The following is a 26,419-nucleotide window of genomic DNA, read 5'->3' on the forward strand; positions in this document are numbered from 1 at the left end:
GTTCGACAGGGCACACAAGATGATGGTACCCCACCGGATGAACGTGGCCGCGCCCCAATTGCCGCGGAGTGCTAGGGGCGGGCTGAGAGAACGGCTGGATTTCCGAACGCAGATGTCATCCATCACGAAACGGGCACGGCGCGCAATTCGCCGCTCTGCTTCAGCGGGGATGAAAACAGCTTCCTCGGTTCTTCCCGCGTCATGGCAGACCCGCGCCGCGCCGCTTCTTCGCTACGGCGACATGCTCCTCTTCGACCACCTTTTCATCCGCTTGGTCTTCCCGAACCGCCACAAGCTCTCGGATGAGGCTTGGCGGGCGGCACAGCCACTGCCGCACCAGATCCGCGATGCGGCGCGGCGCGGCGTCCGCACGATCGTCAACCTTCGCGGCCAGGTTGACACCTCCACCTACGCCATCGAGACCGAAGCCTGCCGGGCCGCCAACGTGACGCTGCGCGACTTCCGCATCCGCTCACGCGCCGCGCCGAGCCGCGCTGAGGTTCTCGCCGCACGCGAGCTGTTCGCAACCGTCGAATACCCGATCCTGATGCATTGCAAGTCAGGCGCGGACCGCGTTGGCCTGATGAGCGCGCTCTATCTGCACACGCGCCGCGGCGTCCCGATCGACGAAGCGCGCCGCCAGCTCTCGCTCGCGTATGGCCACATCCGCCACGCCGACACCGGCGTCCTCGATCACTTCCTCGACGCCTATGTCGAATACGCCGCCGAAACGCCGATCGAATTCTACCAGTGGGTGGAAACGGTCTACGATCCGGACGAGGTCACGCGCCGGCTGCATTCGCTCCGCTGGGCCAATCGGATTGTCGACGGCATCTTCCGGCGCGAATAAGCGAACAGCCGAACACCCAATCCTAATTGAGCGGAATCCCAGGCGGCGGGGTGTCGGAATCGGAATCCGAAAGCAACTGCGCGCGCACGAGCCGTGAGTATGCGCCGCCCCGGCTGACCAGTTCGGAATGCGTGCCTGTCTCGATGATCGTGCCGGCATCCATGACGCAGATCATATCCGCGTTCTGGACCGTCGAGAGCCTGTGCGCGATCACGATCGACGTCCGCCCGCGCGTGAACTCCGCGAGCGCCTGCTGCACCAGCCGTTCGGACTGCGTATCGAGCGCGCTCGTGGCTTCGTCGAGCAGCAGAATGGGCGCGTTCTTGAGGATCGCCGCCGCCAGAGCAAGACGCTGGCGCTGGCCGCCCGAAAGCCGCACGCCCCGATCGCCGATCACCGTGGCATAGCCCTGCGGCTGGCTGAGAATGAATTCGTGCGCCGCTGCGGCTTTCGCGGCCGCTACGATCTCATCGTCCGTCGCGTCGAGCTTGCCGAGCGCGATGTTGGAGCGAATGGTATCGTCGAACAGCGTCACGTCCTGGCTGACGATGGCAACCGCATGGCGCAACGACGCCAATGTCACTTCGCGGATGTCCTGTCCGTCGATGCGGATGCTTCCGCCCGTCACATCGAACAGCCTCGGTACCAGATTGACGATGGTCGATTTGCCGGCGCCCGAGCGCCCGACCAGCGCAACCGTATGCCCGCCCTTGACCTGAAGCGAGAAATCCGTGACGGCCGGAATGTTCGCGTCGCCATAGTGGAACGACACGTGGTCGAACGTGACGTCTCCCACGCCGAGAGCGAGCGGCTTGGCGCCCGGCAGATCCCGGTTGGACGGCTTCTCGTCGAGAATCTCGTAGATGCTCTCGATGGCCGCCAGTCCCTCCTGCAGACGGGCCATCAGACCCCCGATAGCCTTGAGGGGCTGCGCCGCCATCAGCAGCGCTGCCGTGAGGCCCATGAAGTCGCCGACGGTCGCCGCCCCGCTCGATATGCGCCAGTAGGCGACCCAGATGACCCCGGCGACCGCAAGACCGCCCAGCGCTTCGAGCAGCGACTCGAGGCGCGCCTTGACCTGCACGCCCTTGATCTTCAGGCGGAACACTTCCTCGAAGCTCCGGCTGACGCGGTTCGACGCGAACTCCTCGAGGCGGAACGACTTGATCAGCCGCGTCGCGCCGAGATTTTCCGCGAGCAGCGATGTCATGCCGCCGAGTTCGGCCTGCGTCTGCGTCGAATTCCGCCGCACGCGCCGCGCGATCGTCGCGATCGGAACCACTGCAAACGGATACACGCCCAGAACAACGAGCGAGATCATCCAGTCGAGATAGAACATCGAGCCGACCAGCGCGACGACCGAGAGCGTGTCGCGCATGATGGAGTTCATCGAGGCGAGCGACGCCTGCTGGATGAATTGCATGTCGTTCGTCAGCTTCGACAGCAGGCGGCCCGGCGTGTCGCGCGTCAAGCGCGCGTAGTCCGCGTTGATGAGGTGGCGGAACGTATGGTTCTGCATGTCGGTCTGCAGCCGCAGCACGATGCGCTGCGTCTTCACGGTCTGCATGTAGAGAAACGCGCTGCGCGCGGCTGTGATGCCGATAATGCCGACCAGCACCCACGGCAGCCACGTCACGTCGCCCTTGAGCAGGCTGTCGAACGAGAACTTGATGACCATGGGGTAGGCGCCCGTCGCGGCGGCAAGCCCGGCCGTGAGCGCCAGAGCGACGAGAAGCTCGCGCCATCTCGGGCGCACCCAGTCTTCCAGAAACCGCGACAGCAGCAGGCGCGACTGCGCATCGAAGGCCACCCCTCGCGCGCGGTCCTTTTTCAGTTTCTTCTGGTTCACGAGCGCCATCCTGAATTCAAGCCCTTATGCGTCGCGCGGGCAGGCGCGAAAGCTCGACCGGTGCGGCCGCGCACCCCAGCTTGCAATCCGGAACATGGCGGTTAGGCCCCAACTTTGGACCCTGAGCGTCCGGCAAGAGCCGCGGGCTCAAGAAGATGATGCATATGCACGATGAAGTAGCGCATCGACGCATTATCGACGCTCTTCTGGGCTGCGGACTTCCACGCCGCATAGGCTTCGGCATAATTCGGGAAGATGCCGACGATATCGAGTCCATCGAGGTTGGTGAACTCGATTCCCTCGAGATCCTTCAATTCGCCCCCGAAGACCAGATGCAGCAGCTGCTTGGGAACTGTTTCGCGATCGGCGCTCATTGTCGTCTCATCTCCTGGACCGACGGTCGGCACGGCCCCTTCGGTGTCTTCCTGCACTAACGGCGCGACGGGTTCAAGGCGCAGTGGCCGCGCGGAAATCCATCGTCCTCGATCGCCGCGCCAAAACTGGCGCTTTCTAGCATCTTGGAGGATCCGCCGGCGGACTGTAGCGGCGCACGCAATTACGCGAAATTAAGCAGTCTTTTTAAGGGGATCTCTATCTCCCTATGGCACATTTGAAGCATGGTCGCGCAAGACGGCTGCTCAGAAGTTGACAGGGTAATCAAAGGCACGGCGCGGACAGAGGGAAACCTTGCCGCGCCGAAGTCTTATCGGGTGGCACACCACCGCCGGGCCGGGGCCCACCCCGCCGGCGTCTAGAGCAGCGCCCACGGTGTCATCAGCACCAATATGGCCACCACCCAAAGCGCGAAAACTTCCGCCTTTCGTTCCGTCACTTTCGCCTCCCTGCAGGGCGCCTGACGACACGCTGCCGGGAGTCTACTGGGCGCGCGGCGGCTTTCAAGTCCGATCGGCGTTTTACGCACCCATTCGATGAAGCGTATGGCGCGCAATCCCCTCTCCCGGCGAGCGTGAACGGCCCACAGGGGCGCCGCTTATTTATATCGCAGCGCGGAACGGCGTTGCCCGCGCGCGTGCCCTTCGTTAGCGTTGCGGGAAACGCCAGATCAAGAACATCCGCACATGATCGAAAACCCCTATGCCATCGGCCTCGCCAAGAACCCGGCGAACTATCAGCCGCTGACCCCTTTGGGCCTGCTGGAACGCGCCGCGTCGGTCTATCCGAACCACACGGCCATCATCCACGGGTCGCAGCGCATCAGCTACGCCGAGTTCTACGCCCGCGCCCGGCGCTTAGCGTCGGCCCTCGCCGGCCGCGGCATCGGCCCCGGCGACACGGTGTCCGTGATGCTGCCGAACACGCCGGCGATGCTTGAAGCCCATTACGCCGTACCCATGACCGGCGCGGTCCTCCACTGCCTGAACACCCGCCTCGACGCGCCGATCGTTTCCTTCCAGCTCAATCACGCCAGCACCAAGCTGTTGATTACGGACCGCGAGTTTTCGCCCCTCATGAAGCAGGCGCTGGCCCTCTCCAAGGTCCGCCCATTGATCGTCGACTACGACGATCTCGAGTTTCCCCAGCGCGGCGAGCCGCTGTCCAGCCTCGACTACGAGGACTTCGTCGCGGGCGGCGATCCCGACTATCGCTGGCGCATGCCCGCCGACGAATGGGATGCCATCAGCCTCAACTACACCTCCGGCACCACCGGCAATCCCAAGGGCGTCGTCTACCACCATCGCGGCGCAGCCCTCATGTGCTACGCCAATGCGCTCGCCACCGGCATGACGCGCCACCCGGTCTATCTCTGGACCCTGCCGATGTTCCACTGCAACGGCTGGTGTTTCCCGTGGACGATCTCGCTCGTCGCCGGAACGCATGTCTGCCTGCGTTGGGTGCGCGCCAAAGCGATCTACGACGCCATCGTCGACCACAAGGTGACGAACCTGTCCGGCGCGCCGATCGTGATGTCGACGCTGCTCAATGCCAAGGACGACGAACGGCGCGAGATCACCCACCGCGTCGCGTTCAACCACGCCGCCGCCCCGCCGCCCGAACAGGTGATGGCGGCGATGGACGAAGCGGGTTTCGCGCTCACCCATCTGTACGGCCTCACCGAGACATACGGTCCGGCGACGCTCAACGAATGGCACAGCGCCTGGGACAGCCTCCCGAAAGCCGAAAAGGATGCGCTGCGCGGACGCCAAGGCGTGCGCTATCCGGCGCTCGAGCAGCTCACGGTCATGGACCCGCTGACCATGACACAGGTGCCGGCCGACGGCGAAACCGTCGGCGAGATCATGTTCCGCGGCAACATCGTCATGAAGGGCTACCTGAAGAACCCCGAGGCCACCGCCGAAGCCTTCGAGGGCGGCTGGTTCCATTCGGGCGACCTTGGCGTGCTGCATCCGGACGGCTACATCCAGATCAAGGACCGCTCGAAGGACGTGATCATTTCCGGCGGCGAGAACATCTCCTCGATCGAAGTGGAAGATGTGCTCTACAAGCATCCCGCCGTCGCGCTCTGCGCCGTCGTCGCCAAGCCGGACGAAAAATGGGGCGAGACCCCCTGCGCGTTCGTGGAGTTGAAGCCCGGCGCGGCCGTTACGGAAGCGGAGCTGATCGATTGGTGCCGCGAGCATCTCGCCAAATTCAAGGCGCCGCGCCGCGTCGTCTTCGCCGAGGTGCCGAAGACGTCGACGGGGAAGGTGCAGAAATTCAAACTGCGCGAGATGGCAAAGACCGCCTGACGACAACGACCGCTACCGAGAGCAACCGCGACCTACCCGTGCCATCGCGGCTGACCCTTCCCTCATCTTGCCAAGCAAATCTCCACCCAAACGTCATCCCGGCGAAGGCCGGGACCCACGCCAGATTCCATTTCTTCAACGTCGCTTTGGCGAACGCCGTAGCCGCGGTGGGTCATCCCTCAACCGACGAGTTCGTTGATGCTTGCGTGGGTGCCGGCCGTCCATGCGAAGCATGGCTCCACCATGACGCCGGCATGACGGAGATAAAGCAGCTCTCCGCGGTGTGGTGGCAGCCATGGTTGGTGGGAGTGTTCGCTAAGAGCCGGCAGCACATATCAACTGCGGTTGCAGAACAGTTTTCCGCATCGCACCCAGAGCAATAAACATGATGGCTGACGCTCCAGCCGAGCGCGATCTCGGCGTCATGCGCACAGCCGTGATCCGCGTCAAACGACCCATGCTACGAAATGGCACGGCTGTGACCGACGCAGGCTCACCGCGCGCAAGCAGCCGTTCGCACCACGCGATCAGACTGGCCAACGCACAAAACGTGCGCCTCGCCTGACTGGCGTGACCGAAAACGATAGGGCTATGTCGGGGATTGGAGGCTGGAACGTGCGATCACGGCAGTCTGAACTGCCGCGCTCGCAGTTCCTAAAAGACCTCTAATGCCGGGTGACTTCCAAGCGGAGGATTTCGTCTTTGAGTTTCAGTTTTTCTTGTTTGAGCCGACGGATCGCGAGGTCGTCGGAACCTGGGCGGAGCGTCTCCTCTTCAATCCGACGCTCGAGTTGCCGATGCTTTTCTGAGAGTTCCTGCAGATGAGCCGATAGCGCCATCCTGACCTCCTTTTCAAAGCTTAAGACAGAAGCATTGTTACAGATATGCCACGATTTGTCCAACGTAAGAGCGGTTGTTACAAACGTTTCATTAAAGCGCCCCGCGTTCGCAGTCGCGCCGTAAGCGTCCGTTATTTCAGGATGATTGCTCCGCAGACAGTGCGTGTTGCTTGCGCGGTGAAACAAATGAGAGGATAGTCCCGCGCGCCCGCCCTGAGAATTTTAACCTCGAGCGTGCGAGCGGGCCAAAAATCTAAACGAGCAACGACATGCAGCGTCAGAACGACAGGGAGCTTCGCGATGAGCTGGTTAAGCTCCGCGCCGAGCACCGATTGCTGGATGACGAGATCCTCAATCTCGAGATCGCAGGCTCTGTCGATCAGCTCACGATCCGGCGCCTGAAGAAGAAGAAGCTCGCCCTCAAGGATCAGATCACCAAGATCGAAGACCGGCTCCTGCCCGATATCATCGCCTGACCCGCACCTTGCGGGCGGATTTGCGGCACTTGAAACCTCTCCCTCGGGGCCCACGTTCATTCGTCCCGAGTGTAGGGAGAAATTGATGCGCGCCGCCGGTATCGATCAATGGCTCTACCCGACCCCGCGCGGTCTCTTCTGTGCGCCGGCCGGCGTCTATATCGACCCTGCCCAACCGGTCGAACGCGCGATCATCACCCACGGCCACAGCGACCACGCCCGCCCCGGCCACGGCGCGGTTCTCGCGACCGCCGAAACGGTCGAGATCATGAAGGTGCGGCTTGGCGAAGAGGCCGCCGGCCGATTCGAAACCACGGCCCTCGGAGTAGCGACCTCGATCGGCGGCGTCATCGTCCGCCTCGTCCCTGCGGGCCACGTGCTCGGCTCGGCGCAGGTCGTCCTCGAATGGAACGGCCAGCGCGCCGTCGTCTCGGGCGACTACAAGCGCTGCCCCGATCCCACCTGCGCAGCCTTCGAACCAATCCCCTGTGACGTGTTCGTCACCGAAGCCACGTTCGCGCTGCCGGTCTTCCGCCACGAAGTGGCCGCGAGCGAGATTGGCCGCCTGCTCGCCTCCATGCGCCGCAATCCCGAGCGAGCGCATCTCGTCGGCGCATACGGCCTCGGCAAATGCCAGCGTGTCATCCGCCTCGCCCGCGACGCAGGTTACGACGCGCCGATCTATCTGCACGGCGCGCACATCGCGATCACCGAACTGTATCAGAGGCTCGGCATCGCCCTCGGCGACATCCGCCCAGCCGCCGACGCCAAGCCCGCGGACCTCGCTGGCGCCCTTGTCATCGGCCCGCCGTCCGCGATTGCCGATCGCTGGTCGCGCCGCTTTCCGGATCCCGTTACCGCGTTCGCATCGGGCTGGATGCGCATAAAGGGCCGCGTCCGCCAGAGCGGCGTCGAGTTGCCGCTCGTGATCTCTGATCATGCGGACTGGCCCGAGTTGATCGACACCATCATCGAGACCGGCGCCGAGGACATCTGGGTGACGCACGGCCGCGACGACGCCCTCGTGTACGAACTCACCCGCCGCGGCCTCAAGGCGCGAGCGCTCGCCCTCGTCGGCTTCGACGACGAAGGGGAGTAGCGACCAGGTGCAACCATTCGCCCTCCTCCTGGACACGCTCACGACAACACCGTCGCGGAAAGGAAAGCTTGCCCTCCTCACCGAATATTTCCGCGCCGCGCCCGATCCCGATCGCGGCTTCGCCCTCGCTGCGCTGACCGATGGATTGTTTCCACGGTTGCCGTTGCGGCGCAGCCTTGCGACGCTGCTCGAAACGCGCGTCGATCCCGTGCTCTATGCCCTCTCGCGCGATTACGTTGGCGACACCGCCGAGACGGTCGCGCTGATGTGGCCGGAACCCGACGATCATCCGCCGCCCCCACGTCTGGCAGAAGTGGTCGCCGCCATCGCCACCGCCGCACCCTCCGAAATCGCCGCCACGCTCGGCCACCTGCTCGACCGCCTCGACACGCGCGGCCGTTGGGCCCTTCTGAAGCTCGTCGGCGGCGCCCCGCGCGTCGGCGTCTCGGCACGCCTCGCCAAGACGGCGCTGGCTGAGTTGGGCGCAAACGCCGGTCCCACAATCGGCGTCTCGGACGTCGAAGAAATCTGGCACGCGCTCGAGCCGCCCTACACCGATCTCTTCCTCTGGCTCGAAGGCAAGGGTCCGCGCCCCGACGCCGGCGGCAAACCCGTGTTTCGCCCGCTCATGCTGGCGCACGCCATCGAGGATCAGGACTGGGCGAGCTTCGCGCCCGAGGACTTCGCAGCCGAATGGAAGTGGGACGGCATCCGCGTGCAGATCGCGGCGCACGGCGGCCGCGTCCGCATCTTCTCGCGCACCGGCGACGACATCTCGCGCTCATTCCCCGAGATCTTCTCCGCGTTCGAGGGACGCGACGTTCTGGCCGACGGCGAATTGCTTGTCGCCCGCCGTGGCGTCGTCGCGGCCTTCAACGACCTGCAGCAGCGCTTGAACCGGAAGGTCGTGACCGGAAAGATGCTGAAGGACCATCCCGCCCACGTCCGCCTCTACGATCTCCTGATCGTCAACGGCGAAGACCTGCGCGAGCTGCCGTTTCGCGAGCGCCGCATGCGCCTCGAAGCCTGGCACGGCGCCGATGGCCCGCCGCTCACCGACATTAGCCCGCTGGTGCCGTTCGAAACGCGCGAGCAGCTCGACGCGCTCTGGGCCGACGCGCGCGAAGCGAGCATCGAAGGCTTGATGCTGAAGCGCTGGACGAGCCCGTACCTGTCGGGACGTCCCCGCGGCCACTGGTTCAAATGGAAACGCGCGGCCCTCACGCTCGATTGCGTGCTCATGTACGCCCAGCGCGGCTCGGGCAAACGCTCGTCCTACTATTCAGACTACACGTTCGGCGTCTGGCGCGAGATCGAAAACCCGGAGGCGGAAAGTCCACGCGGCGATATCTTTCCGGCGCACGAGTTGGTGCCCGTCGGCAAGGCCTACTCCGGCATGACGGACGCCGAGCTGATCGAGATCGATCGCTTCGTGCGCAATCACACGGTGGAGCAGTTCGGGCCGGTCCGCGCGGTGGAGCCGCACCTGGTGCTGGAAGTCGCGTTCGATGCAATCTTTCCGTCCGCGCGCCACAAATCCGGCCTCGCCATGCGCTTTCCACGCATCCACCGCATCCGCTGGGACAAACCGGCCGCAGAGGCCGACACGCTGCAAACTGCGCAACGGCTCGTCATGCCTACCGGAGACGCCTTGCTGTCATCCTGACACCGGAAAATCGCTTCCGCCTCTGCCTGAGCCGGCAGGAAGGGCGAGCTTGTCCGATTTCGATAATAACGTATACGCCCCCTCACCCTGTCCCTCTCCCCAAGGGGAGAGGGTACGCAAGGCGCTACCCCTCGTGCCTACGGACTCCTCTCCGCTCGGGAAGAAGGATGCAAGGTGCGGCCCCTCGCGCTGACGAACTCCCTCTCCCCTTGTGGGAGTGGGTACGCAAGGCGCTTACCCCTCGTGCCTACGGACTCCTCTCCGCTCGGGGAGAAGGATGCAAGGTGTGACCCATCGTGCTGACGAACTCCCTCTCCCCTCGGGGAGAGGGTTGGGGTGAGGGGCCGGGAGACGCTTAAAACCCGCTGCCGAAGAACCCGCTGAAGAAGTCGTCGTTGGCGGATTGCGAAACCCGCGCCGGCCTCTGCTGTGGCTTATCCGCGAGATGCGTACGGTTCGGCTCGACCGGCGCCAGATGATCGCGCCCCTTGGCGATCTTGTCCCACTGGCCTTCGAGCGCCTGCGTCACGCGCTTCTCATGGCCGTAGATGTCGCTGTAGGTCTTGAGCGCCCCGCCGTCATCCACCCACGCCGTGAAATAGGCGAGGTGCATGCGGATGCGCTTCTCCATGACGATCTCGTTGTTCATCGGACCGGTCTTGGCGAGATCCTGCACCTTGCCCGGATCCCAGCCCTTGTCATGGGCGAGGATGATCTCCGCGACGCGCAGCGGATTGCGCAGCCTGAGGCAGCCGTGGCTCAGCGTGCGCTGCTTGGAATTGAACATCCACTTGTCGGGCGTGTCGTGCATGAAGATCGTGTGCTGGCTTGGGAACGAGAACTTCACGTAGCCCATGACGCTCTTGCGTCCCGCCGGCTGCACGACTTCGTAATTGCGGATGTCGAGATTGCGCCAGTCCATCGTGCGCCAATCGAGGCGGCGTCCGTCTTTCGTCTCCACCTCGAGCCCGTACTGGCGCATGAGGCCGCCGCCGCGCAGCAGGCTCGGCCACAGCTCGTTGACCTTGATGCTCTCCGGCACGCGCCACATCGGGTTCAGCACGATGTTCTTGAGCGACCGCGTGAAGATCGATGTCTGCTTGCCGATCTCTCCGACGACGATGCGCTCGGTGTGGATCGTCTGGCCGTCCTTGACGATCTCGATCATGTAGGCCGGCACATTAGCCATCAGATACATCTCGCCGAGGTCGTCGTGCATCCAGCGCCACATTTCCATGTTGGCCTGCAGCTTCTTCGCCAGCGCATTGGGCTTGCCCTTGCCGCCCTTCGCCAGCGCTTCGGCATACTTTTCCTTGAGGCGCTTGAACTGCGGGTGCTGCGGATGCGTGCCGGTCAGGTACGCGCCCTTGTCCGACGCTGCCGCCAGCCCGTCGAGCACCTTGTCCGGCGCTATGAGCTGCGGCTTGCGGTCGAGATTGGAATTGAGATCGCCGGCCGGATTCATGATCCGCCCGCCGCGCGCAAAACGCGCGTACTTCAGCACGGCGAGCGACAGCTCGACTTCCGCTCCCGCCTCCGCTTCGGGCGACAGATGACCGGCGCCCGCTTCCGATGCATCGAGCTTCGGCGCGACGAAATCTGCGGGATCGAGACCCCATTCCGCCGCCGCGCCGAACACATCGGCAATGGCGTTCGCGTCGGCAACAAAGCCCTTGTCGTCGGTCCAGAGCGGCTGGTAGCCGCGCGCGCCGTAAAACGCGATCAGGGCCGCGCGCTCGTTCTTCTCCTCGTCGGAGCCGGTCTCGGGGATGACGTGCAAGCGCGCCTTGAGCGCGACGCCGAATGGGGTTGTCGGATCTGCTGCCGGAACGGCGGGCGCGGCAGCAGCATCGCTTGGCGAACTCGGCGCAGCGGCGGGAGCCTGATGAGCAGCGGCCGGAGCTTGCGGCGCGGCGGACGGCTCACCAACGCCATCTTGCCGGTCTTCGGGTTTGACGTCTTCGGGCCTGACCGCGGCCGCATCCGATTCGGCCGACATGGCGGACGCGGGCCCGGCGGTCGCAAACTGCTGAGGAGGCGCCGTTTGCGCATGCACGTCCGCGTTGGCGCCAGCGAGCAGCACCCACGCGATTGCAAGCAGACACAAGCGACCCATCCACGCCTCCGACTCTTTCAACGACCTTAAAACCAAGACTTTGTGAGCACCAAGGCAAGCCGCGCCCGCCCTGCCAGTTATGCGCGGAGTGTGGTTATGCCGCCGCAATGCTCAACCCGGCGGAAACCACGGCATCATCGCGAGAACGCTCAACGACGCCCATGGCGTCGAGCAGCGGCAGCCGTTTTTCGGCGAAGTCCTGCCCCATGGCCGACAGCTCGGAGATGTTCTCGGTTGCCGTCGGGATCGGCTTCCCGTCCCGCATAAGCCGCTGGCCTTGTTGCTCCATCGACGGCCAGATGTCGACCGCCCACTCCTGTGGCGTGCTCCGTCCGCGCGCGATCGAGCGCAGGAACAACTGCTGGATGCGCCCGATGGAAACGCCGGCGCCGGTCACCGGACTAGCGATGAAGCCGACTTCGCCCGAGAACACGGCCCGCTCGATGAGCGCCTTGTTGAGCGCCCGCGTGAGCGGCCTTGCCGCCTGGATCTGCCGCTCGTCGTACGCCGCGCTTGCGTGGCCGAGACCCGTCAGCACGAACAGCGCCTGCGCCATCTGTGCACCCGAAACAGCCCGAAGCGTCGGATGCGCGGCCAATTCCGCGAAGCTCTTCGGCGCGTGCCGCCCCTCGGCCAGCGCCGCCACGATCGGCCGGTAGACATCGCCCTGCAGCTGCGCTTCGCCCACGGGCCCCGTGATCTTGTACTGCACATCGCGCTCCGGCGTGATCAGCATGAACCGCCAGCTTTTCAGCAGGTCGATCTGCTGCGCCTGCGTCATCGTCCGCGGACCTTTGACGAAGATATCGCGACGGAATTGCTGGTTCTCGCAGTAATCGCGCACCGATTCCTTCAGCATCGGATGCGCGATCGAGGCGAGCAGCTGCTGCTGCGGGGCCGTGAGATGCAGGGCATCGATGTGGGAGACGAGATTGGACGACGCCGCGAACGTCAGCTTGGCCTGTTCCAGATAGCCGGCCGCTTCCGAGAACGGCATCGGATGCCAATCGGCGTTGAAGAACTCGTGCGCCAGATAGTTGCGGTTGTGGGTCTTGATGCCCTTGAGGCGCTCGGCGACCGCCGGATTGGCGCGGAAATAGAGCGCGTTGCTGTCGATGACCTTTTCCGCGAAATCGACCGCCGCGTCGATGCGCGAGCCGAGCCCGTTCGCTTCCCCCGTCGCGAGATTCAGATGTAGCGACATCAGGTGGCGCAACGGGATCGCCGGCGACCAACCGGGCGTCGTGTTGTAGCTCATGTACAGGATGCCGCCGACGGCGAGCCGGTTGCGGGCAATGTCCGCGATGACGCGCCGGTTCTCGTCCGATATCCAGCTCCAGATCCCGTGCAGCACGATGACGTCGAACTCCGGCAAGTCGTCCCGCGCGCGCAGCTCTTCGAACGACTGATCGAGCGCGCGCACGTTGGCGCCCGAGGCCTGTGCCAGCTCGCGCGCGTTGGCGGCCTGGGTCGGATTGAAATCCGTCCCCCAGAATTCGCCTTCGTTCGCCGCGGCGTGAATGTTGAGCGAAAGCCCCTGCCCGAAGCCCAGTTCGAGATAGCGCACCGGCCGCCCGACGCTGTGCGCCTGCAGCCGCGACAGCATGGCCAGCTCGAGGTTGAGCGGGCTCATTTCCCGATAATAGCCGTGCGTGTAGTCGAGCTCGGATACGTATCCGGCGGTCCAGGAAGGGGATGTCATGTGTCTACCGTAACCAGGAGTTCCCCGTGGCGACGCCGCACGCCGCCTGCGACGGGACGGCAGGCCGCGGAAAGATAGGCGATTCGTGCACGGACGGGAAAAGCGGCATGGCATTGAGCGAAGCATCGCGACTCCTTAAGGCCCACCCTGTTCCTTAAGGCCCGCGCTGTTCCTTAAGGCCCGCGCTGTTCCTTAAGGCCCGCCTGTTCCTTAAGGAAAGACCGTGTATTCCTGGCCTTTCGCCTTGCAAGCCATGCCGTCCTCCTCTAAATGCCCCGTTTCCCGATGGCCTCGGCCCGGCAAAGCCTGTGTTGACGGCCGCCCGAGCCCCGTTGAACTGTAAGGTCAATGACCCAGCGAAACGCCGAAGTGGGACTGATCATGGGCAGCCAGTCCGACTGGCCGACCATGAAACGCGCCGCCGCCGTCCTGGACGACCTCGGCGTTGCCTACGAGGTCAAGATCGTCTCGGCCCATCGCACGCCGGACCGCCTCGTCTCCTATGCGCGCTCCGCGGCGGACCGCGGTCTCAAGGTCATTATCGCGGGCGCAGGCGGGGCAGCCCATCTCCCCGGCATGACGGCGTCCATGACCCTGCTTCCGGTGCTTGGCGTGCCGGTCCAATCGAAGAGCCTCGCCGGCCTCGACAGCCTCTATTCGATCGTCCAGATGCCGGGCGGCATTCCGGTCGGCACCATGGCCATCGGCGAAGCGGGCGCGACCAACGCCGGTATTCTCGCCGCCCAGATCCTTGCCCTGTCCGACAACGACCTCGCCGCGCGCCTCGCGGCTTTCCGCGCCCGCCAGACCGCGAGCGTCGCAGAAGAGCCCGAGCGCGAATGACCGCACTTCCTCCCGGCGCGACGATCGGCATTCTCGGCGGTGGCCAGCTCGGCCGCATGCTGGCGCTCGCCGCCGCGCCCCTCGGCCTCAAGTGCCACATCTATTCCGACGTTCATGGCCCCGCCTGCGACGTGGCGGCCGCCTCGACCATCGCGCCCTACGAAGACACGGCCGCGATCCGCGCCTTCGCGTCCGCCGTCGACGTCATCACCTATGAATTCGAGAACGTGCCGCTCGAGGCCGCGGCCGCCGCAGAAGCCATCAAGCCCGTTCGTCCGGGCCCGAAAGCCTTGGCCGTCGCGCAGGACCGCCTCGAGGAAAAGACCTTCATTCGCGGCATCGGCATCCCGGTCGCGCCCTTCGCCGCCGTCGACAGCGAGGCGTCGTGTGCCGACGCCGTCCGCATCATCGGCGACGCCGGCATCCTGAAGACGCGCCGCCTCGGCTATGACGGCAAGGGTCAGGTGCGCGTCAAATCCGGCGCCGATCTTCCAGCCGCATTTTCCGCGCTCAAGGGCGCGCCCTCCGTGTTCGAAGGCCTCGTGCCGTTCGCGTATGAAGTGTCGGTGCTGGTCGTTCGCTCGGTCGCCGGCGACATACGCTTCTACGACATCCCGCTCAACACGCATAAGGACGGCATCCTAGACACATCGACCGTGCCCTCGCCCCTCCCCGCCCATCACGCGGCGCGCGCTCAGGACATCGCGGGCGCCATCGCCACCGCGCTCGGCTATGTCGGCGTGCTGGGCGTCGAGCTCTTTTATCTGCCGGACGCGGCCGAGCCCCTGGTGGTGAACGAGATCGCGCCGCGCGTGCACAACTCCGGCCACTGGACCATGGACGCCTGCCTTTGCAGCCAGTTCGGCAATCACATCCGGGCCGTCGCCGGCTGGCCCCTGGGTCCGACAGATCGCCATTCCGACGTCACCATGACGAATCTGATCGGCGCGGACGTGAACGCCTGGGAGCAATTCGCCGCCGAGCCGGACACGGCCGTGCATCTCTACGGCAAGCCAGAGGCCCGTCCTGGCCGCAAGATGGGCCACATCAACCGGCTGAAGCCGCGCCGCTAGGCGGTCGCGCGGGCCCCTGCCAAATCGCCAAATCCCCCGTCACGGCGTGGGTACGCGGCGTGCGGACGCATATTTCGTCGGCCCACACAGCAAAATCAGGCCCGGCCCTTGCGAAATTGCGCCAAATCCTTAAGACCGCCCGTGGACAACGGCCGCGACGTTTGATAGAAGCCAGCCAAATCCATTCTGCTCGAAGCGCCGTGGGGTCCGCCCCCGGAGCTTGGGGCTTGTATTATTTCTGAGATCCATAAACTCTAGAGGTCACCTTTGCAGGTACTCGTTCGCGACAACAACGTCGACCAGGCCCTCAAGGCGCTCAAAAAGAAGATGCAGCGCGAGGGTATTTTCCGTGAGATGAAACTCCGGAACTATTTCGAGAAGCCGTCTGAGAAGAAGGCGCGCGAAAAGGCTGAAGCCGTTCGTCGCGCCCGCAAGCTTGCGCGCAAGAAGTTGCAGCGCGAAGGCCTCCTTCCCGGCAAGCCCGCAGTTGTGCGCGGCGGCCCTGGCGGCGCCCGCGGTCCTGGTGGTCCCGGCCGTGGTCCTGGCGCAGGTGGCGCTGGCGCTGGTGCTGGCGGTGCACGTCCGAGCGGCGGTGGCTTCGGCGGTAGCGGTGGCTACAGCGGCGGCGGTGGCGGTGGCGGCGGTGGCGGTTACGGCAGCCGCTAAGTCGACCACGGCTCTACGAGCCCGATAGAATTTCAAACGCCGTCGGATGAACATCCGGCGGCGTTTTCTGTTGCGCGCCGGCGACGCTGATGCGCCATCGTGGAAAGTCGAAAAACGCGTCTGGCTCTCATTCATCCGCTCGCTTATCGTCCGTATATGGCCAAACTCTATTTCGCTTCCCTCATCACCCTCTCGCTCCTCACCGCCATGGTGGCGGGCGTGGTGATCGCCGCGCTCGTCGCAATGGGCTCGCTCGACGTCGGCTTGGCCCTCGTCATGGTGTTGATCATCAATTCGGTGATCTTCTTCGTCAGTCCGTGGCTCACGGACCTGATGCTGAAGTGGATCAACAAGATCGCCTGGATCGACGAGTCCGACCTCAAGGTTCGTTATCCGCACGTCCACCGCATCGTCAACGACGTCGCTCGCGAATACCGCTTCAAGGCGCCGTCAGTCGGCATCATCCCGGACCGCAATCCGACCGCGTTCACGTACGGCATCTTCCGGCCCGGCGCGCGCATCGTGCTCACCGACGGCATCTTCGAATTCCTGAACGAGGAAGAGACGCGCGCGGTCGTCGCCCATGAGCTGGGCCACATCGTCAACCGCGACTTCCTCGTCATGACGGTCGCGGGCACGCTCGTGCAGATGCTCTACGTGATCTATTCGAGCCTAACGCGGACCAAGTCCGGCGGTGGCGATTCCAAGGGCAAGAACCAGCTCTTCCTCATCGGCATCGCCGCCTATGTGATGTACCTGCTCGGCACCTACATCCTGCTCTACCTGAGCCGCACGCGCGAATACCTTGCCGACAGCTTCGCCGCCGAGCGCGTCGAGGCGCGCCATCTTGCCAACGCCCTCGTCAAGATCGCCTACGGCATCGCGGAAGCCACCGACAGCGACCAGACGCGCGAGCTTCTCGCGTCGACCCGCCACATGGGCGTCATGGACTTCAAGGGCGCGAGCCAGCTTGGGCTCGTGGTCGAGGCCGCAAAGAAACGCCCGGACGCGACGGCGAGAGCGATGCTGTTCGACATCTACAATCCCTGGGCCAAGCTCATCGAGCTGACATCCACGCATCCGCTCACCGGCAAGCGCATCCAGGCCCTCGCGGCCATCGCGCGCAACAAGCGCCAGCCGTTCCAGGACATCGACGTCGAGGCGGCAGCCCACGCCGCCAACGTCAATCCGGCGGCACTGTGGCGCAAGTTCCTGCGCGAGCTCGCCCTCCCGATCCTGCCGACCCTCACGCTCATCATTCTCGTCGGCGTCGGCCTCGCGACGGGAGCCGCAAGCATTGCGCTGATGGCCGTGCCTGCGATGCTTCTCGTCTGGGCCGCCCTGATCCCGATCATGTATCCCTTCACGCAGCCGGTGGACACCGATGTGGTGGAACTCATGGGCGACGTCGCGGCCTCGCCGATGGTTGGCCGTCCGGTCCGCCTGCACGGCGAGGTCATCGGCCGCGCCAACGCCGGCTCCATCATCGGAGAGGATACGATTTTCGCCGATGCGTCCGGCCGCACCACGATCGATTTCCGCTCGCTCTGGGGTTCCGCCGGAGACATCTGGGCAGGCTGGCGGCGCGTCAAGCCGCACATCGGCGCCAAGGGTGAAGTCACGGGCTGGTTCCGCCGCGGCATGGGCGGCTACATCATCATGAGCGAGCTCAAGACGACTGCCGGACGCCTGAAGGCCTATCCCTACCTCGTCGGCGTTATCGTTCCGCTGGTGATCTACACCGTGCTCGCGCTGATCGGCATCGCGACCTACGACGGCTGATCTCTAGGGCGCTTCGGCGGTCAGCTTGCCGGCGCGCAGCCGGTCGATCCACGCGTAGAGCACGTCGTAGGACCCGTAGCGGTAATGGTCCGCGTGGCCGGCGCCGGGAAACGTCTTGATTTCCTTCGGTGCGTTGGCGAGATCGAACACCTCGCGCCCTTCTGAAACGGGCACGATGTCGTCTTCCTCGCCATGCAGAATCAGCAGCGGCACTGTCACGGCTTTGATGTGCTGGCGCGTGTCGTAGCGGTCGGTCATGAACCAGCGTCCCGGAATGGCCGGATAATGCAGCGCGGCCAGATCCACCATCGACGTATAAGGCGCATCGAGCACCACGCCCGCGACCTTGCGCGCGCCCGCCACCTGTACCGCCACGCCCGTGCCGAGCGACTCCCCGTACACGATGATGTCGTCCGCCGGCACGCCTGACGCGACGAGCGCATCGTAGGCCAGCTTGGCATCGGCGACGTTCGCCGCTTCCGACGGCGATCCCGTGCTTCCGCCGAAGCCGCGGTACGTCATCATGAACACACCGAGCCCCTGCGCCATGTACTTCTTGATGCGCTCGATGCGCGTTTCGAGCGATCCGGCATTGCCGTGGAAATAGAGCATCGTCGGACGCCCCGGCTTGGCCTTCGCCTGCCACACGAGCACGCGCGCGCCGTCCGGCGTCTCGATCCACCGCTCCGTCACGCCCGTGAGCCCCGCGCGCACCGGCGTGAAATACTCGGTGTCGGGAAAATACATGAGCCGCTTCTGGAGCCCGTTCACCGCCAACGCCAAGAGGCCCATCGCCACCGCCACTCCAACCAGAATTTTGAAAACCAACCTCAAACTCGGCCACTCCCTGCGCGTCCGCCCCAGCCTCCCGCAGCCTAAGAAAGTACGCCGCAAACGCGGCTGCGGATCGAAGTCTTTAAGACGTCATTAACCTAAAGCTGTGCTTTTAGAGTCAATATGCGTTTGCGGAGTATTTAGTCATGCGTTTCCGTTTGGGCTCGGTCCGCGCTCCTGCGCTGATCCTGTCGATTATGAGCGTCGCTCTCACCGGCTGCAGCGCCGGAAGTCCCGAAAATTCCGTATCGACCGCAGGTCTCGCGCCCGTTCGCGATGAGCCCGGTTACGCCGCCAATCGCGGCCCAGGCAGCCCCTACGCTTTGCCGCCGCGCCAGGGCGAGCGCTCCTACTCGGCTGCGCGCCAGTACTCGGATCCAGGCTCCCCCACCCCGCGCGAATACGCGGCCTACGACAGCGGTCATACGTACGCGAATACCCAAACGATCCAGACGGGCAGCGTCGGCGCAACGAACCGCGGGCCCTACGCCTACGAGCCGGATACGCGCTGGCGCCAGCCCGCCAACCTGCCCCCACGCCAGGCCGCGTATGCTCCCCAGCCCGCCTATGCCCCGCAGTCTCCGAACATGATCGAAGTCCGCGAAGGCGATACCCTGTTCGGCCTCTCGCGACGCTACAACGTGCCGGTGGGCGACATCGTGGCCGCCAATCGCCTTCCGAACGAACGCATCGCCATCGGCCAGCGCCTCGTCATCCCGACGCGCTACCGCTAGCGGACTGCCGCCGGGCGATTTTCAGCGTTAATTTCCTGACATGAAAACAAGGGCGTGCGGTGATCCCCGCACGCCCTTCGCGTTGACCTGCTTGCGGAGTCACGCCACTCTTTCCCGGTGTAAAAAACAAAACACACAGGGGAGCTACGAGAATGGCAGCACGCAGCGGCACGACTTCGATGAGCATAATTATTCTTGTCCTGATCGCGACGGCAGTCGGAACGTTGGTTGGCGTGGCGTTGGATGGCGTTGTGCCCGGCACGCGGACGCTGGCCATCGCAGCCGGCTTTATCGCCACGGTGATCGCATCGATTGCACGCTATAAGCTCGTGTTTCTTGGCGCGGGCATGGGCACCGACGAACGCAAGGTGCCGATGGTCCTCCTCGTCAACGCGGCCATCGCCTCGATTGCGGGCAGCCTCGCCGCGCACGATCTCGCTGGCATCATCGCGAGCCCGCCCTCGTCGGCCATCATCGGCACCTTCGCCGGACTGCTCTCGGCGGTCCTGATGGCGATGCTCATGATCACCTACCACACGAACTCTGCGACGACGCGCTAACGCGGCCGATCGCGCGCCGGGGACCCTTTAAGCCCCGGCGCGCGTTGCGCGGCGTTCGTACTGGATCCGGACGGCAACAACATCGAGGCCGGCGCGCGGAGCTGAGAACGGATCGCAACGCGCCAGACCCGCATCTCCATCATCGCGAGAACGAATACGCGACCGGCTCGCTGTCGGGCTTGTCGAAACAGTTGAGGATGTAAGCCTGCCGCTCGGCACCGGGAAGATGGCCGAATTTGGAGCCGTTGCTTGTTGCAAAGAACGGCGCAAAACCCTCCACGTCCTTGCGTGAGAACAGCCCGGCCCATCGCCCATAGTTGGCCGACCAGCAATCGGCATCGCGCTCGCTCTGCAGCGTCGGTTTGATGATGTGTCCGAGCACATGGTGCGCGCACTCGTGCATGAAGAAGAAGATCTGCAGCTTGGGCGGCAGCTTGGCGAGACGCTCGCTGTCGAGCTGGATGATCGGAACGCGCGCGACGATCGACGCGCGCCCCACGTCGCCGAGTTCCGTCGTCTGCAGCGTTCGCACCACGGTGCCGCGGAAATCGTGGCACCGCATCGGATAGCCGGCGATCAGCGGCTGCACTTCGAGCCCTGCGGCCATCGACTGAGGCACGCCACCGCCCACAACAAATAGGAACACCAGGAATGCGAGTGCTTTCATGCGAGCCTTTGCCGATGCGCGCGTGCTGAACCCAACCTCATACGCAGCCTAAAGTCTCTCCGATCTGCGCAGCAAGGGGATAAGTCGCCGCTGGCGATGTCACGGCTGCTCGTCCTTCGCCTCGGCAAGCCGCAGTTCCAGCACAGATACGAGCAATTCAATGGCTTCGCGGCGGAACCCCTCATAGACCGCACCATCCCGCGCCCGATTGTAGAAAATCGAAGACGTGCCTTCGAGCACCGTGCCCAGCACATAGAGCGAATCCCGAAGTCGGAGGGCGCTTGGTGACCGGGATGTCACCCCCAGCGACCGCATGCAGACATCGACGGCGCCGTCGTAGAGGCCGGCAAGTCCTTCCGCCACCTTGGGATTGTGCGTCGCCATCGCCCACAGCTCAAGCAGAACCGGCGCCGTCTCCGGATCGACGGCATCGTCCATCAGCCACGTCACGAGCCGCCGGATCTGACTTTCGCCGGGGCTGTCGAGCGACGCCGCCAGGGCATCGAAGCGCGCGCGATACCGCTCGAGAATGGCCTCGAGCATCGCCTCCACGAGCTTGTCCCGGGAGGGATAATGGTGCGTGAGATTGCCGTACACGACCTCCGCCCGCGCGGCCACTGCCTGCAGCGTGAAGCCGGAAAACCCCTTCTCCGCGAGCACGGCAATGGCCGCGTCGATGATTTTGGTGCGGGTTGCCGCGCCGGTGCGGTTGGGCCGGCCCGATGGCTGCGATGTGGTGGACATGACCGACGTATTCCACGCCTGAAAGTGGGTCGCAAGTCACCGCGCAACCCGAGACAGTCACACCGCTGAACAATTGTTCGGTTGTTCTACCTAAAACAGTTGACCGGTATTACAACCAATTCTAGGCAGAAATAGCAGTAAAGCGTGATTCGATCCGACCCCGGCGCGGCAGCGGACGGTGCCGGGTCAAGCGCAGCGTACCGACCGAATTCCAATTTTCAATCGATGACCGATCTGCAAACGGGGCGTTTGCGGAAACGGGTGAGGTTTGTCTGCGGCCACCGCATTGCGGGCCGCGAGCGATGCCGGGGGGCACATGAGAAGTCACGGGCGCGGGATTTTCGGAGTCATCGGTCGCAGCGCACGCGGCGTGACCTCGCGGTTGTCGAGGTTCGCGTCAGTCTTTGCCCTTGCCGTTGCAGCTTTCTTGGCAGCGCCGACGCTTGCTTATGCGTCGCCCGGCTGCAATGCGCTCATTGGCACGCGGGGACCGAGCTTTGCCGTCACCGGATCCCAATCTGGCACGGGCTTCACTGCCGGTGACGTCGTCACGGTGACATTTGTTGCCGGCGTCGGATCTGTCACTCTCTACGACAGTGGCACCTTCGCGGCATTGACCGGGATGCTCAGTGCTCCCGGCTCCCAAACCTACACTGTTCCGTCCGACACGACGGCCAGTTTTTTTGTTGGCGGCAGCACCTTGGGGAGCACCGAGGTGAGCTGGTCGTGCGCCTCCGTCGTGTCCAGCAATGCGGACTTGTCGGGCCTTGTCCTGTCTCCCGATACATTGAGCCCGGCATTTTCCAGCGGCACGACGAGCTACACGGCGTCGGTCACGAGCGGAACGTCGTCGATCACCGTGACGCCGACGAACGACGACACCAACGCAACGACGACGGTCAACGGCACTCCGGTCGTCTCCGGCAACGCGTCCGGCAGCATTCCCCTCAACATCGGCGACAACACCATCACTGTTGTCGTCACGGCCGAAGACGGCACCACGACGAAGACGTATTCGGTGACGGTAACCCGCGATGCTTCGAGCATCGCCGATCTCTCAAACCTCTCGCTGAGCCAAGGCTCCCTATCCCCGACCTTTTCCGCAAGCACGACGGCTTACACCGCGTCGGTCGCAAGCTCGGTGACGTCGATCACCGTTGCGGCAACACTTGTCGAACCCAACGCCACGATCACGGTCAACGGCAATCTGGTTACCTCCGGCAACCCCTCAGGCGCCATCGCGCTCAACGCCGGCGACAATACGATCACCGTTGTGGTCACGGCTCAGGACGGCACGACGACCAAGACGTTCACCGTGACCGTGAACCGCGCACTGTCCGCCAATGCCGATCTGTCCAGCCTGTCATTGAGCCAGGGCTCGCTCTCACCGGCGTTTCGCTCAGGCACCACGAGCTACACGGCTTCGGTCGCCAACTCCGTGACCTCATTCACGATCAAACCGATGGTGGACGATGCCGGCGCGACCGTGACGGTCAATGGCTCATCTGTCGCCTCCGGCAGTCCGTCCGGCCCGATCTCGCTCAACGTCGGCGCAAACACCATCCCGATCGTCGTGACAGCAAGTGACCACACGACAACGAAAACCTATAGCATCGTCATCACGCGCGCCGGCACATCGACGATCTCGTTCACACCCGCAAGCGGTCTCCTGAAGCACGCGATGGCGGGCGAAGACTACACCGCGGGCATTACCACCACCGCGAATGCCGCCAACACGCCGATCTTCACGATCAGCTCAGGCGCATTGCCTCCCGGTATGATCCTCAATGTCTCGACAGGCGAGCTGAGTGGCCCGCTGGCGGCAAACGCCCTGGGCCTCTACACATTCACGATATCTGTTACGGATTCGGCCAATGGTGGAGGCTCAGTAACCTATGCGCTGCTTGTCGTGCCGACAGCCGTGACCGTGGCCGACAAGGTTCAGACTGTTCCGGTAGGTTCGCCCCCGCCCAACGTTTACCTCAACCGCGACGCAACCGGCGGACCGTTCACGTCGGCCCAACTGGCGAGCGTCCAGCCCGCGAATGCCGGAACGGCGACGATCATCCAGGGAGAGTTGGCACAAGCCGGACCGCCGGCGGGACCGTTCGGTTACTACCTGAAATTCACGCCCGCGCCGGGTTACACCGGCACGGTGAAGATCGGCTACAAGCTGATCAGCGCCCTCGGCACCTCCAACACGGGCACGGTCAGTTATATGATTGCCGCCAATGCCGCCGCGGTTGCGAGCGACGTTGACCGCGATGTCAAAAGTTTCGTGCAGGCACGCCAGAACCTCCTGTCCTCTACGGTCAAGACACCTGGCCTCGTCGAGCGGCGTCGCATGACCAAGGCTGCCGATGGCCTATCGACACGCGCGACACCCAATGGCGACGGCGTGAAGCTCGGCGTATCCACCAGCCTCGCCGAGCTGCGCGCCGCCAGCAGCGGCGGCAAAGCGGGCGCGCAGCCGGCCAACATCTGGGTCGATGGCACGCTGCTGGCGCATCGGCGCGACGACACGAACGGCGAATGGGGCAGCTTCGGTATGCTGTCGGCGGGTGCCGACTACCTGCTCTCGCCGAGCCTGCTCGTCGGCGTATCTCTGCACCTCGATCGCATGACCGATCCCACGAGTGCTGGCACCGAACTCTCGGGCAACGGCTGGCTGGCGGGTCCCTACGTCTCGCTCGAAATCGGCCGCGGCGTCTTCTTCGACACCAGCCTGCTCTATGGCGGCTCGTCGAACGATATCGACACGGCATTCTTCGACGGCAGCTTCGAGACCGCGCGCTGGATGTGGTCCGGCGAGGTGTCGGGGCAATGGAGCATCGACGACGGAACGACGGTCACGCCGCGCCTCAGGGCGCTCTACCTCAACGAGCAAGCGGACGGCTACGACGTGGCCGACGGCATCGGCGGCGTCATCCTTCTCGACGGCTTCACGCAGGAGCAACTCCGCTTCAGCGTCGGAGCCGACGTCGAGAGACAGGTGCTCCTCGAAAACGGCCTGGTGCTGACACCCAGCTTGGGCATAACAGCGGGCGTGGCCTCACTCGACAACAGCGGGCTGTTCGGCTCGCTGAGCACCGGCCTCAGGCTCTCCGACGGGATGAGCTGGGATGTCGAAGGCGCGCTGCTGTTCAGTCTCGAAGGCGACGGCGAGATCGCCACAGGCGGCAAGCTCGGTGGCAGCGTCCGGTTCTGATGTGACGACGCGCAATCGTCGCGCCGCCCCGGACAGGCCCGCTGCTAAAACCGACCCGGGCTATCCGGACACCGCTAAACAAAAAGGCGCGCCGAACGGCGCGCCTTAAACTTTTCGAAGCGTAGAGGCGCGGATCAGTGCGCCATCGCCTTGGCGATTTCCTCGGTCATCTTCTTCGCGTCGCCGAGCACCATCACCGTGTTGTCGCGATAGAACACCGGGTTGTCGATGCCCGCATATCCTGAAGCGAGTGACCGCTTGTTGAAGAACACCGTCGCGGCCTTCCACACCTGCAGCACGGGCATGCCGTAGATCGGCGAGGTCTTGTCGTCCTCGGCGGCCGGGTTCACGACGTCGTTGGCGCCGATGACGTAGACGGCATCCGCTTGTGCGAATTCCGAGTTGATGTCCTCGAGCTCGAACACTTCGTCGTAGGGCACGTTCGCTTCCGCGAGCAGCACGTTCATGTGACCGGGCATGCGGCCCGCCACCGGGTGGATCGCGTACTTCACCTCGACGCCGGCCTTCTTCATCGCATCGCCCATCTCGCGCAGCGCGTGCTGGGCCTGGGCGACAGCCATGCCGTAGCCCGGCACGATGATGACTTTGGAGGCGTTCTTCAGGACATAGGCCGCGTCTTCGGCCGAACCAAGCTTGACCGGCTTTTGCTCTCCGCCGCCGCCGCCAGGTCCCGCCGTCTCGCCGCCGAACCCGCCCGCGATCACCGAGATGAAGCTGCGGTTCATGCCCTTGCACATGATGTAGGACAGGATCGCACCCGACGAACCGACCAGAGCGCCCGTAATGATGAGCGCGATGTTGCCGAGCGTGAAGCCGATGCCGGCGGCCGCCCAGCCCGAGTACGAGTTCAGCATCGACACGACGACCGGCATATCCGCGCCGCCGATGGGGATGATGATGAGCACGCCGAACACGAGCGCGATGGCCGTGATCGCCCAGAACAGCGTCGGATCGCCGCCCGAGATGCAGAACTGGTAGATGAGATATGCGAGCCCGCCGAACAGCGCGAGGTTCACGATGTGGCGCAGCGGCAGAATGATGGGCGCGCCCGACATGCGCCCCGAAAGCTTGGCGAACGCGATCACCGAGCCCGTGAATGTGATCGCGCCGATGGCGAGACCGAGGCCCATTTCGACGAGGCTGGCGGCGCCGATCTGCCCCGGCTGTCCGATGCCGAACGCATCCGGCGCGTAGACCGCGGCGGCGGCGACGAACACGGCGGCGAGACCGACGAGCGAATGGAACGCGGCCACCAGCTCCGGCATCTGCGTCATTGGGATCTTCTTGGCGATCACGGCGCCGATCACAGCGCCGATGCCGAGCCCACCGAGGATCAGCGCCCACGTCAGCGTCTCTTTCGGATCGGACACGGCGAGCGTGGTCAGCACGGCGATCGTCATGCCGATCATGCCGTAGAGATTGCCTTTGCGGCTGGACTCGGGATGCGAGAGCCCGCGCAGCGCGAGAATGAACAGCACACCCGAGACGAGATAGAGGGCGGCAGCGATGTTGGCGGTCATGACGGAGAGTCCCTCTACTTCGCGGCCTACTTCGCGGCCTACTTCGCGGCTCTGTCTTTTTTCTTGTACATGGCGAGCATGCGGCTCGTGACGAGGAAGCCGCCGAATATGTTGATCGAGGCCATGACAAGCGCCAGGAAGCCGAAGATGCGCGCGAGCAGCGTGCCTTCCGTGATCGCCTCGACGCCGACGGCAAGCAGCGCACCCACCACGATCACGGAGCTGATCGCGTTGGTGACGCTCATGAGCGGCGTATGCAGGGCGGGCGTGACGCTCCAGACGACGTAGTAGCCGACGAAGATCGTTATCACGAACACCATCAGGCGATAGATGGCCGGATCGACCGGGCCGCCGACCCCTTCAGCGGATGCCATCGCAGCCGTCGGCAAAAGCGCCGCCAGTGCTGCCATCGGCAAGAGCCACCTCAGGATTGAGAAACTGCGACGTGGCTGCATGGCTCGG

At 64.4% G+C, this 26,419-nt stretch carries 21 protein-coding genes and 1 pseudogene; 12 read left to right on the forward strand and 10 right to left on the reverse strand.

Annotated features, from left to right (window positions below):
• The first annotated feature begins 169 nt into the window (after window positions 1–169).
• Window positions 170–850 carry a fused DSP-PTPase phosphatase/NAD kinase-like protein gene (locus ACTIFK_RS03230; RefSeq protein WP_439541611.1) on the forward strand — a complete coding sequence of 227 codons (681 nt, stop codon included), beginning with the start codon at window positions 170–172 and terminating at the stop codon, window positions 848–850.
• Between the two features lie 22 nt (window positions 851–872).
• Here the strand turns inward: ACTIFK_RS03230 and ACTIFK_RS03235 are convergent, their stop codons facing one another.
• Together ACTIFK_RS03235 and ACTIFK_RS03240 are read right to left on the reverse strand one after the other, a co-directional pair.
• A complete protein-coding gene (locus ACTIFK_RS03235; RefSeq protein WP_439541612.1) occupies window positions 873–2,699 on the reverse strand; it encodes an ABC transporter ATP-binding protein in 1,827 nt (608 codons plus the stop codon).
• Window positions 2,700–2,800: 101 nt separating this feature from the next.
• Window positions 2,801–3,073 carry a DUF4170 domain-containing protein gene (locus ACTIFK_RS03240; protein ID WP_439541613.1) on the reverse strand — a complete coding sequence of 91 codons (273 nt, stop codon included), beginning with the start codon at window positions 3,071–3,073 and terminating at the stop codon, window positions 2,801–2,803.
• Window positions 3,074–3,778: 705 nt separating this feature from the next.
• On the opposite strand from ACTIFK_RS03240, the gene ACTIFK_RS03245 reads away from it, so the two are divergent.
• A complete protein-coding gene (locus ACTIFK_RS03245; RefSeq protein WP_439541614.1) occupies window positions 3,779–5,407 on the forward strand; it encodes an acyl-CoA synthetase in 1,629 nt (542 codons plus the stop codon).
• A 665-nt stretch (window positions 5,408–6,072) separates the two neighbouring features.
• Here ACTIFK_RS03245 and ACTIFK_RS03250 read toward each other — a convergent pair.
• Complete coding sequence (locus tag ACTIFK_RS03250; RefSeq protein WP_439541615.1) at window positions 6,073–6,246, reverse strand: YdcH family protein; 174 nt, start codon at window positions 6,244–6,246, stop codon at window positions 6,073–6,075.
• 269 nt (window positions 6,247–6,515) lie between these two features.
• On the opposite strand from ACTIFK_RS03250, the gene ACTIFK_RS03255 reads away from it, so the two are divergent.
• From ACTIFK_RS03255 to ACTIFK_RS03265, 3 genes are all read left to right on the forward strand, one after another.
• On the forward strand, window positions 6,516–6,722 hold the full coding sequence (locus ACTIFK_RS03255) for a YdcH family protein (RefSeq protein ID WP_439541616.1): 207 nt from the start codon (window positions 6,516–6,518) through the stop codon (window positions 6,720–6,722).
• Window positions 6,723–6,807: 85 nt separating this feature from the next.
• The gene (locus ACTIFK_RS03260) at window positions 6,808–7,821 is read left to right on the forward strand and encodes a ligase-associated DNA damage response exonuclease (protein WP_439541617.1); all 1,014 of its coding nucleotides are present in this window, start codon (window positions 6,808–6,810) and stop codon (window positions 7,819–7,821) included.
• A gap of 7 nt (window positions 7,822–7,828) precedes the next feature.
• The gene (locus ACTIFK_RS03265) at window positions 7,829–9,487 is read left to right on the forward strand and encodes a cisplatin damage response ATP-dependent DNA ligase (RefSeq protein ID WP_439541618.1); all 1,659 of its coding nucleotides are present in this window, start codon (window positions 7,829–7,831) and stop codon (window positions 9,485–9,487) included.
• Between the two features lie 355 nt (window positions 9,488–9,842).
• Here the strand turns inward: ACTIFK_RS03265 and ACTIFK_RS03270 are convergent, their stop codons facing one another.
• The gene (locus ACTIFK_RS03270; protein WP_439541619.1) at window positions 9,843–11,603 is read right to left on the reverse strand and encodes a L,D-transpeptidase family protein; all 1,761 of its coding nucleotides are present in this window, start codon (window positions 11,601–11,603) and stop codon (window positions 9,843–9,845) included.
• Window positions 11,604–11,697: 94 nt separating this feature from the next.
• The gene (locus ACTIFK_RS03275; protein ID WP_439541620.1) at window positions 11,698–13,305 is read right to left on the reverse strand and encodes a class I SAM-dependent methyltransferase; all 1,608 of its coding nucleotides are present in this window, start codon (window positions 13,303–13,305) and stop codon (window positions 11,698–11,700) included.
• A gap of 348 nt (window positions 13,306–13,653) precedes the next feature.
• Between ACTIFK_RS03275 and purE the strand changes: the two genes are divergently transcribed.
• The 4 genes and pseudogenes from purE (at window position 13,654) to ACTIFK_RS03295 (ending at window position 17,669) form a co-directional block, all read left to right on the forward strand.
• A complete protein-coding gene (purE, locus tag ACTIFK_RS03280) occupies window positions 13,654–14,148 on the forward strand; it encodes a 5-(carboxyamino)imidazole ribonucleotide mutase (protein WP_439541621.1) in 495 nt (164 codons plus the stop codon).
• Complete coding sequence (locus ACTIFK_RS03285) at window positions 14,145–15,221, forward strand: 5-(carboxyamino)imidazole ribonucleotide synthase (RefSeq protein WP_439541622.1); 1,077 nt, start codon at window positions 14,145–14,147, stop codon at window positions 15,219–15,221. Before purE ends, ACTIFK_RS03285 begins: the two co-directional genes overlap by 4 nt.
• 267 nt (window positions 15,222–15,488) lie before the next feature.
• Window positions 15,489–15,803: pseudogene (gene rpsU / locus ACTIFK_RS03290) on the forward strand (30S ribosomal protein S21); the annotation flags it as partial.
• Window positions 15,804–16,043: 240 nt separating this feature from the next.
• On the forward strand, window positions 16,044–17,669 hold the full coding sequence (locus ACTIFK_RS03295; RefSeq protein WP_439541623.1) for a zinc metalloprotease HtpX: 1,626 nt from the start codon (window positions 16,044–16,046) through the stop codon (window positions 17,667–17,669).
• A 3-nt stretch (window positions 17,670–17,672) separates the two neighbouring features.
• On the opposite strand, the gene ACTIFK_RS03300 is transcribed toward ACTIFK_RS03295, so the two are convergent.
• Window positions 17,673–18,503 (reverse strand): alpha/beta hydrolase, encoded by an 831-nt coding sequence (locus tag ACTIFK_RS03300; RefSeq protein ID WP_439541624.1) that lies wholly within the window; start codon window positions 18,501–18,503, stop codon window positions 17,673–17,675.
• Window positions 18,504–18,649: 146 nt separating this feature from the next.
• On the opposite strand from ACTIFK_RS03300, the gene ACTIFK_RS03305 reads away from it, so the two are divergent.
• Window positions 18,650–19,237 carry a LysM peptidoglycan-binding domain-containing protein gene (locus ACTIFK_RS03305; protein ID WP_439541625.1) on the forward strand — a complete coding sequence of 196 codons (588 nt, stop codon included), beginning with the start codon at window positions 18,650–18,652 and terminating at the stop codon, window positions 19,235–19,237.
• Window positions 19,238–19,389: 152 nt separating this feature from the next.
• Window positions 19,390–19,797 carry a hypothetical protein gene (locus ACTIFK_RS03310; RefSeq protein ID WP_439541626.1) on the forward strand — a complete coding sequence of 136 codons (408 nt, stop codon included), beginning with the start codon at window positions 19,390–19,392 and terminating at the stop codon, window positions 19,795–19,797.
• Between the two features lie 139 nt (window positions 19,798–19,936).
• Here ACTIFK_RS03310 and ACTIFK_RS03315 read toward each other — a convergent pair whose 3' ends face one another.
• The gene (locus ACTIFK_RS03315) at window positions 19,937–20,464 is read right to left on the reverse strand and encodes a hypothetical protein (RefSeq protein ID WP_439541627.1); all 528 of its coding nucleotides are present in this window, start codon (window positions 20,462–20,464) and stop codon (window positions 19,937–19,939) included.
• 99 nt (window positions 20,465–20,563) lie between these two features.
• Entirely contained in the window at window positions 20,564–21,208 is a 645-nt protein-coding gene (locus ACTIFK_RS03320; protein WP_439541628.1) for a TetR/AcrR family transcriptional regulator, read from the reverse strand.
• 427 nt (window positions 21,209–21,635) lie between these two features.
• Here ACTIFK_RS03320 and ACTIFK_RS03325 point away from each other — a divergent pair, with 427 nt between their 5' ends.
• Window positions 21,636–24,416 (forward strand): cadherin-like beta sandwich domain-containing protein, encoded by a 2,781-nt coding sequence (locus tag ACTIFK_RS03325; protein WP_439541629.1) that lies wholly within the window; start codon window positions 21,636–21,638, stop codon window positions 24,414–24,416.
• Between the two features lie 134 nt (window positions 24,417–24,550).
• Here the strand turns inward: ACTIFK_RS03325 and ACTIFK_RS03330 are convergent, their stop codons facing one another.
• Window positions 24,551–25,957, reverse strand: coding sequence for an NAD(P)(+) transhydrogenase (Re/Si-specific) subunit beta (locus tag ACTIFK_RS03330; protein WP_439541630.1), 1,407 nt, complete (start codon window positions 25,955–25,957; stop codon window positions 24,551–24,553).
• A 38-nt stretch (window positions 25,958–25,995) separates the two neighbouring features.
• Window positions 25,996–26,367 (reverse strand): proton-translocating transhydrogenase family protein, encoded by a 372-nt coding sequence (locus ACTIFK_RS03335; RefSeq protein ID WP_439541631.1) that lies wholly within the window; start codon window positions 26,365–26,367, stop codon window positions 25,996–25,998.
• Window positions 26,368–26,419: the final 52 nt, after the last annotated feature.

The organism is Hyphomicrobium sp., assembly GCF_051860585.1.
In the GTDB taxonomy this organism is placed as follows: Bacteria; Pseudomonadota; Alphaproteobacteria; order Rhizobiales; family Hyphomicrobiaceae; genus Hyphomicrobium_C.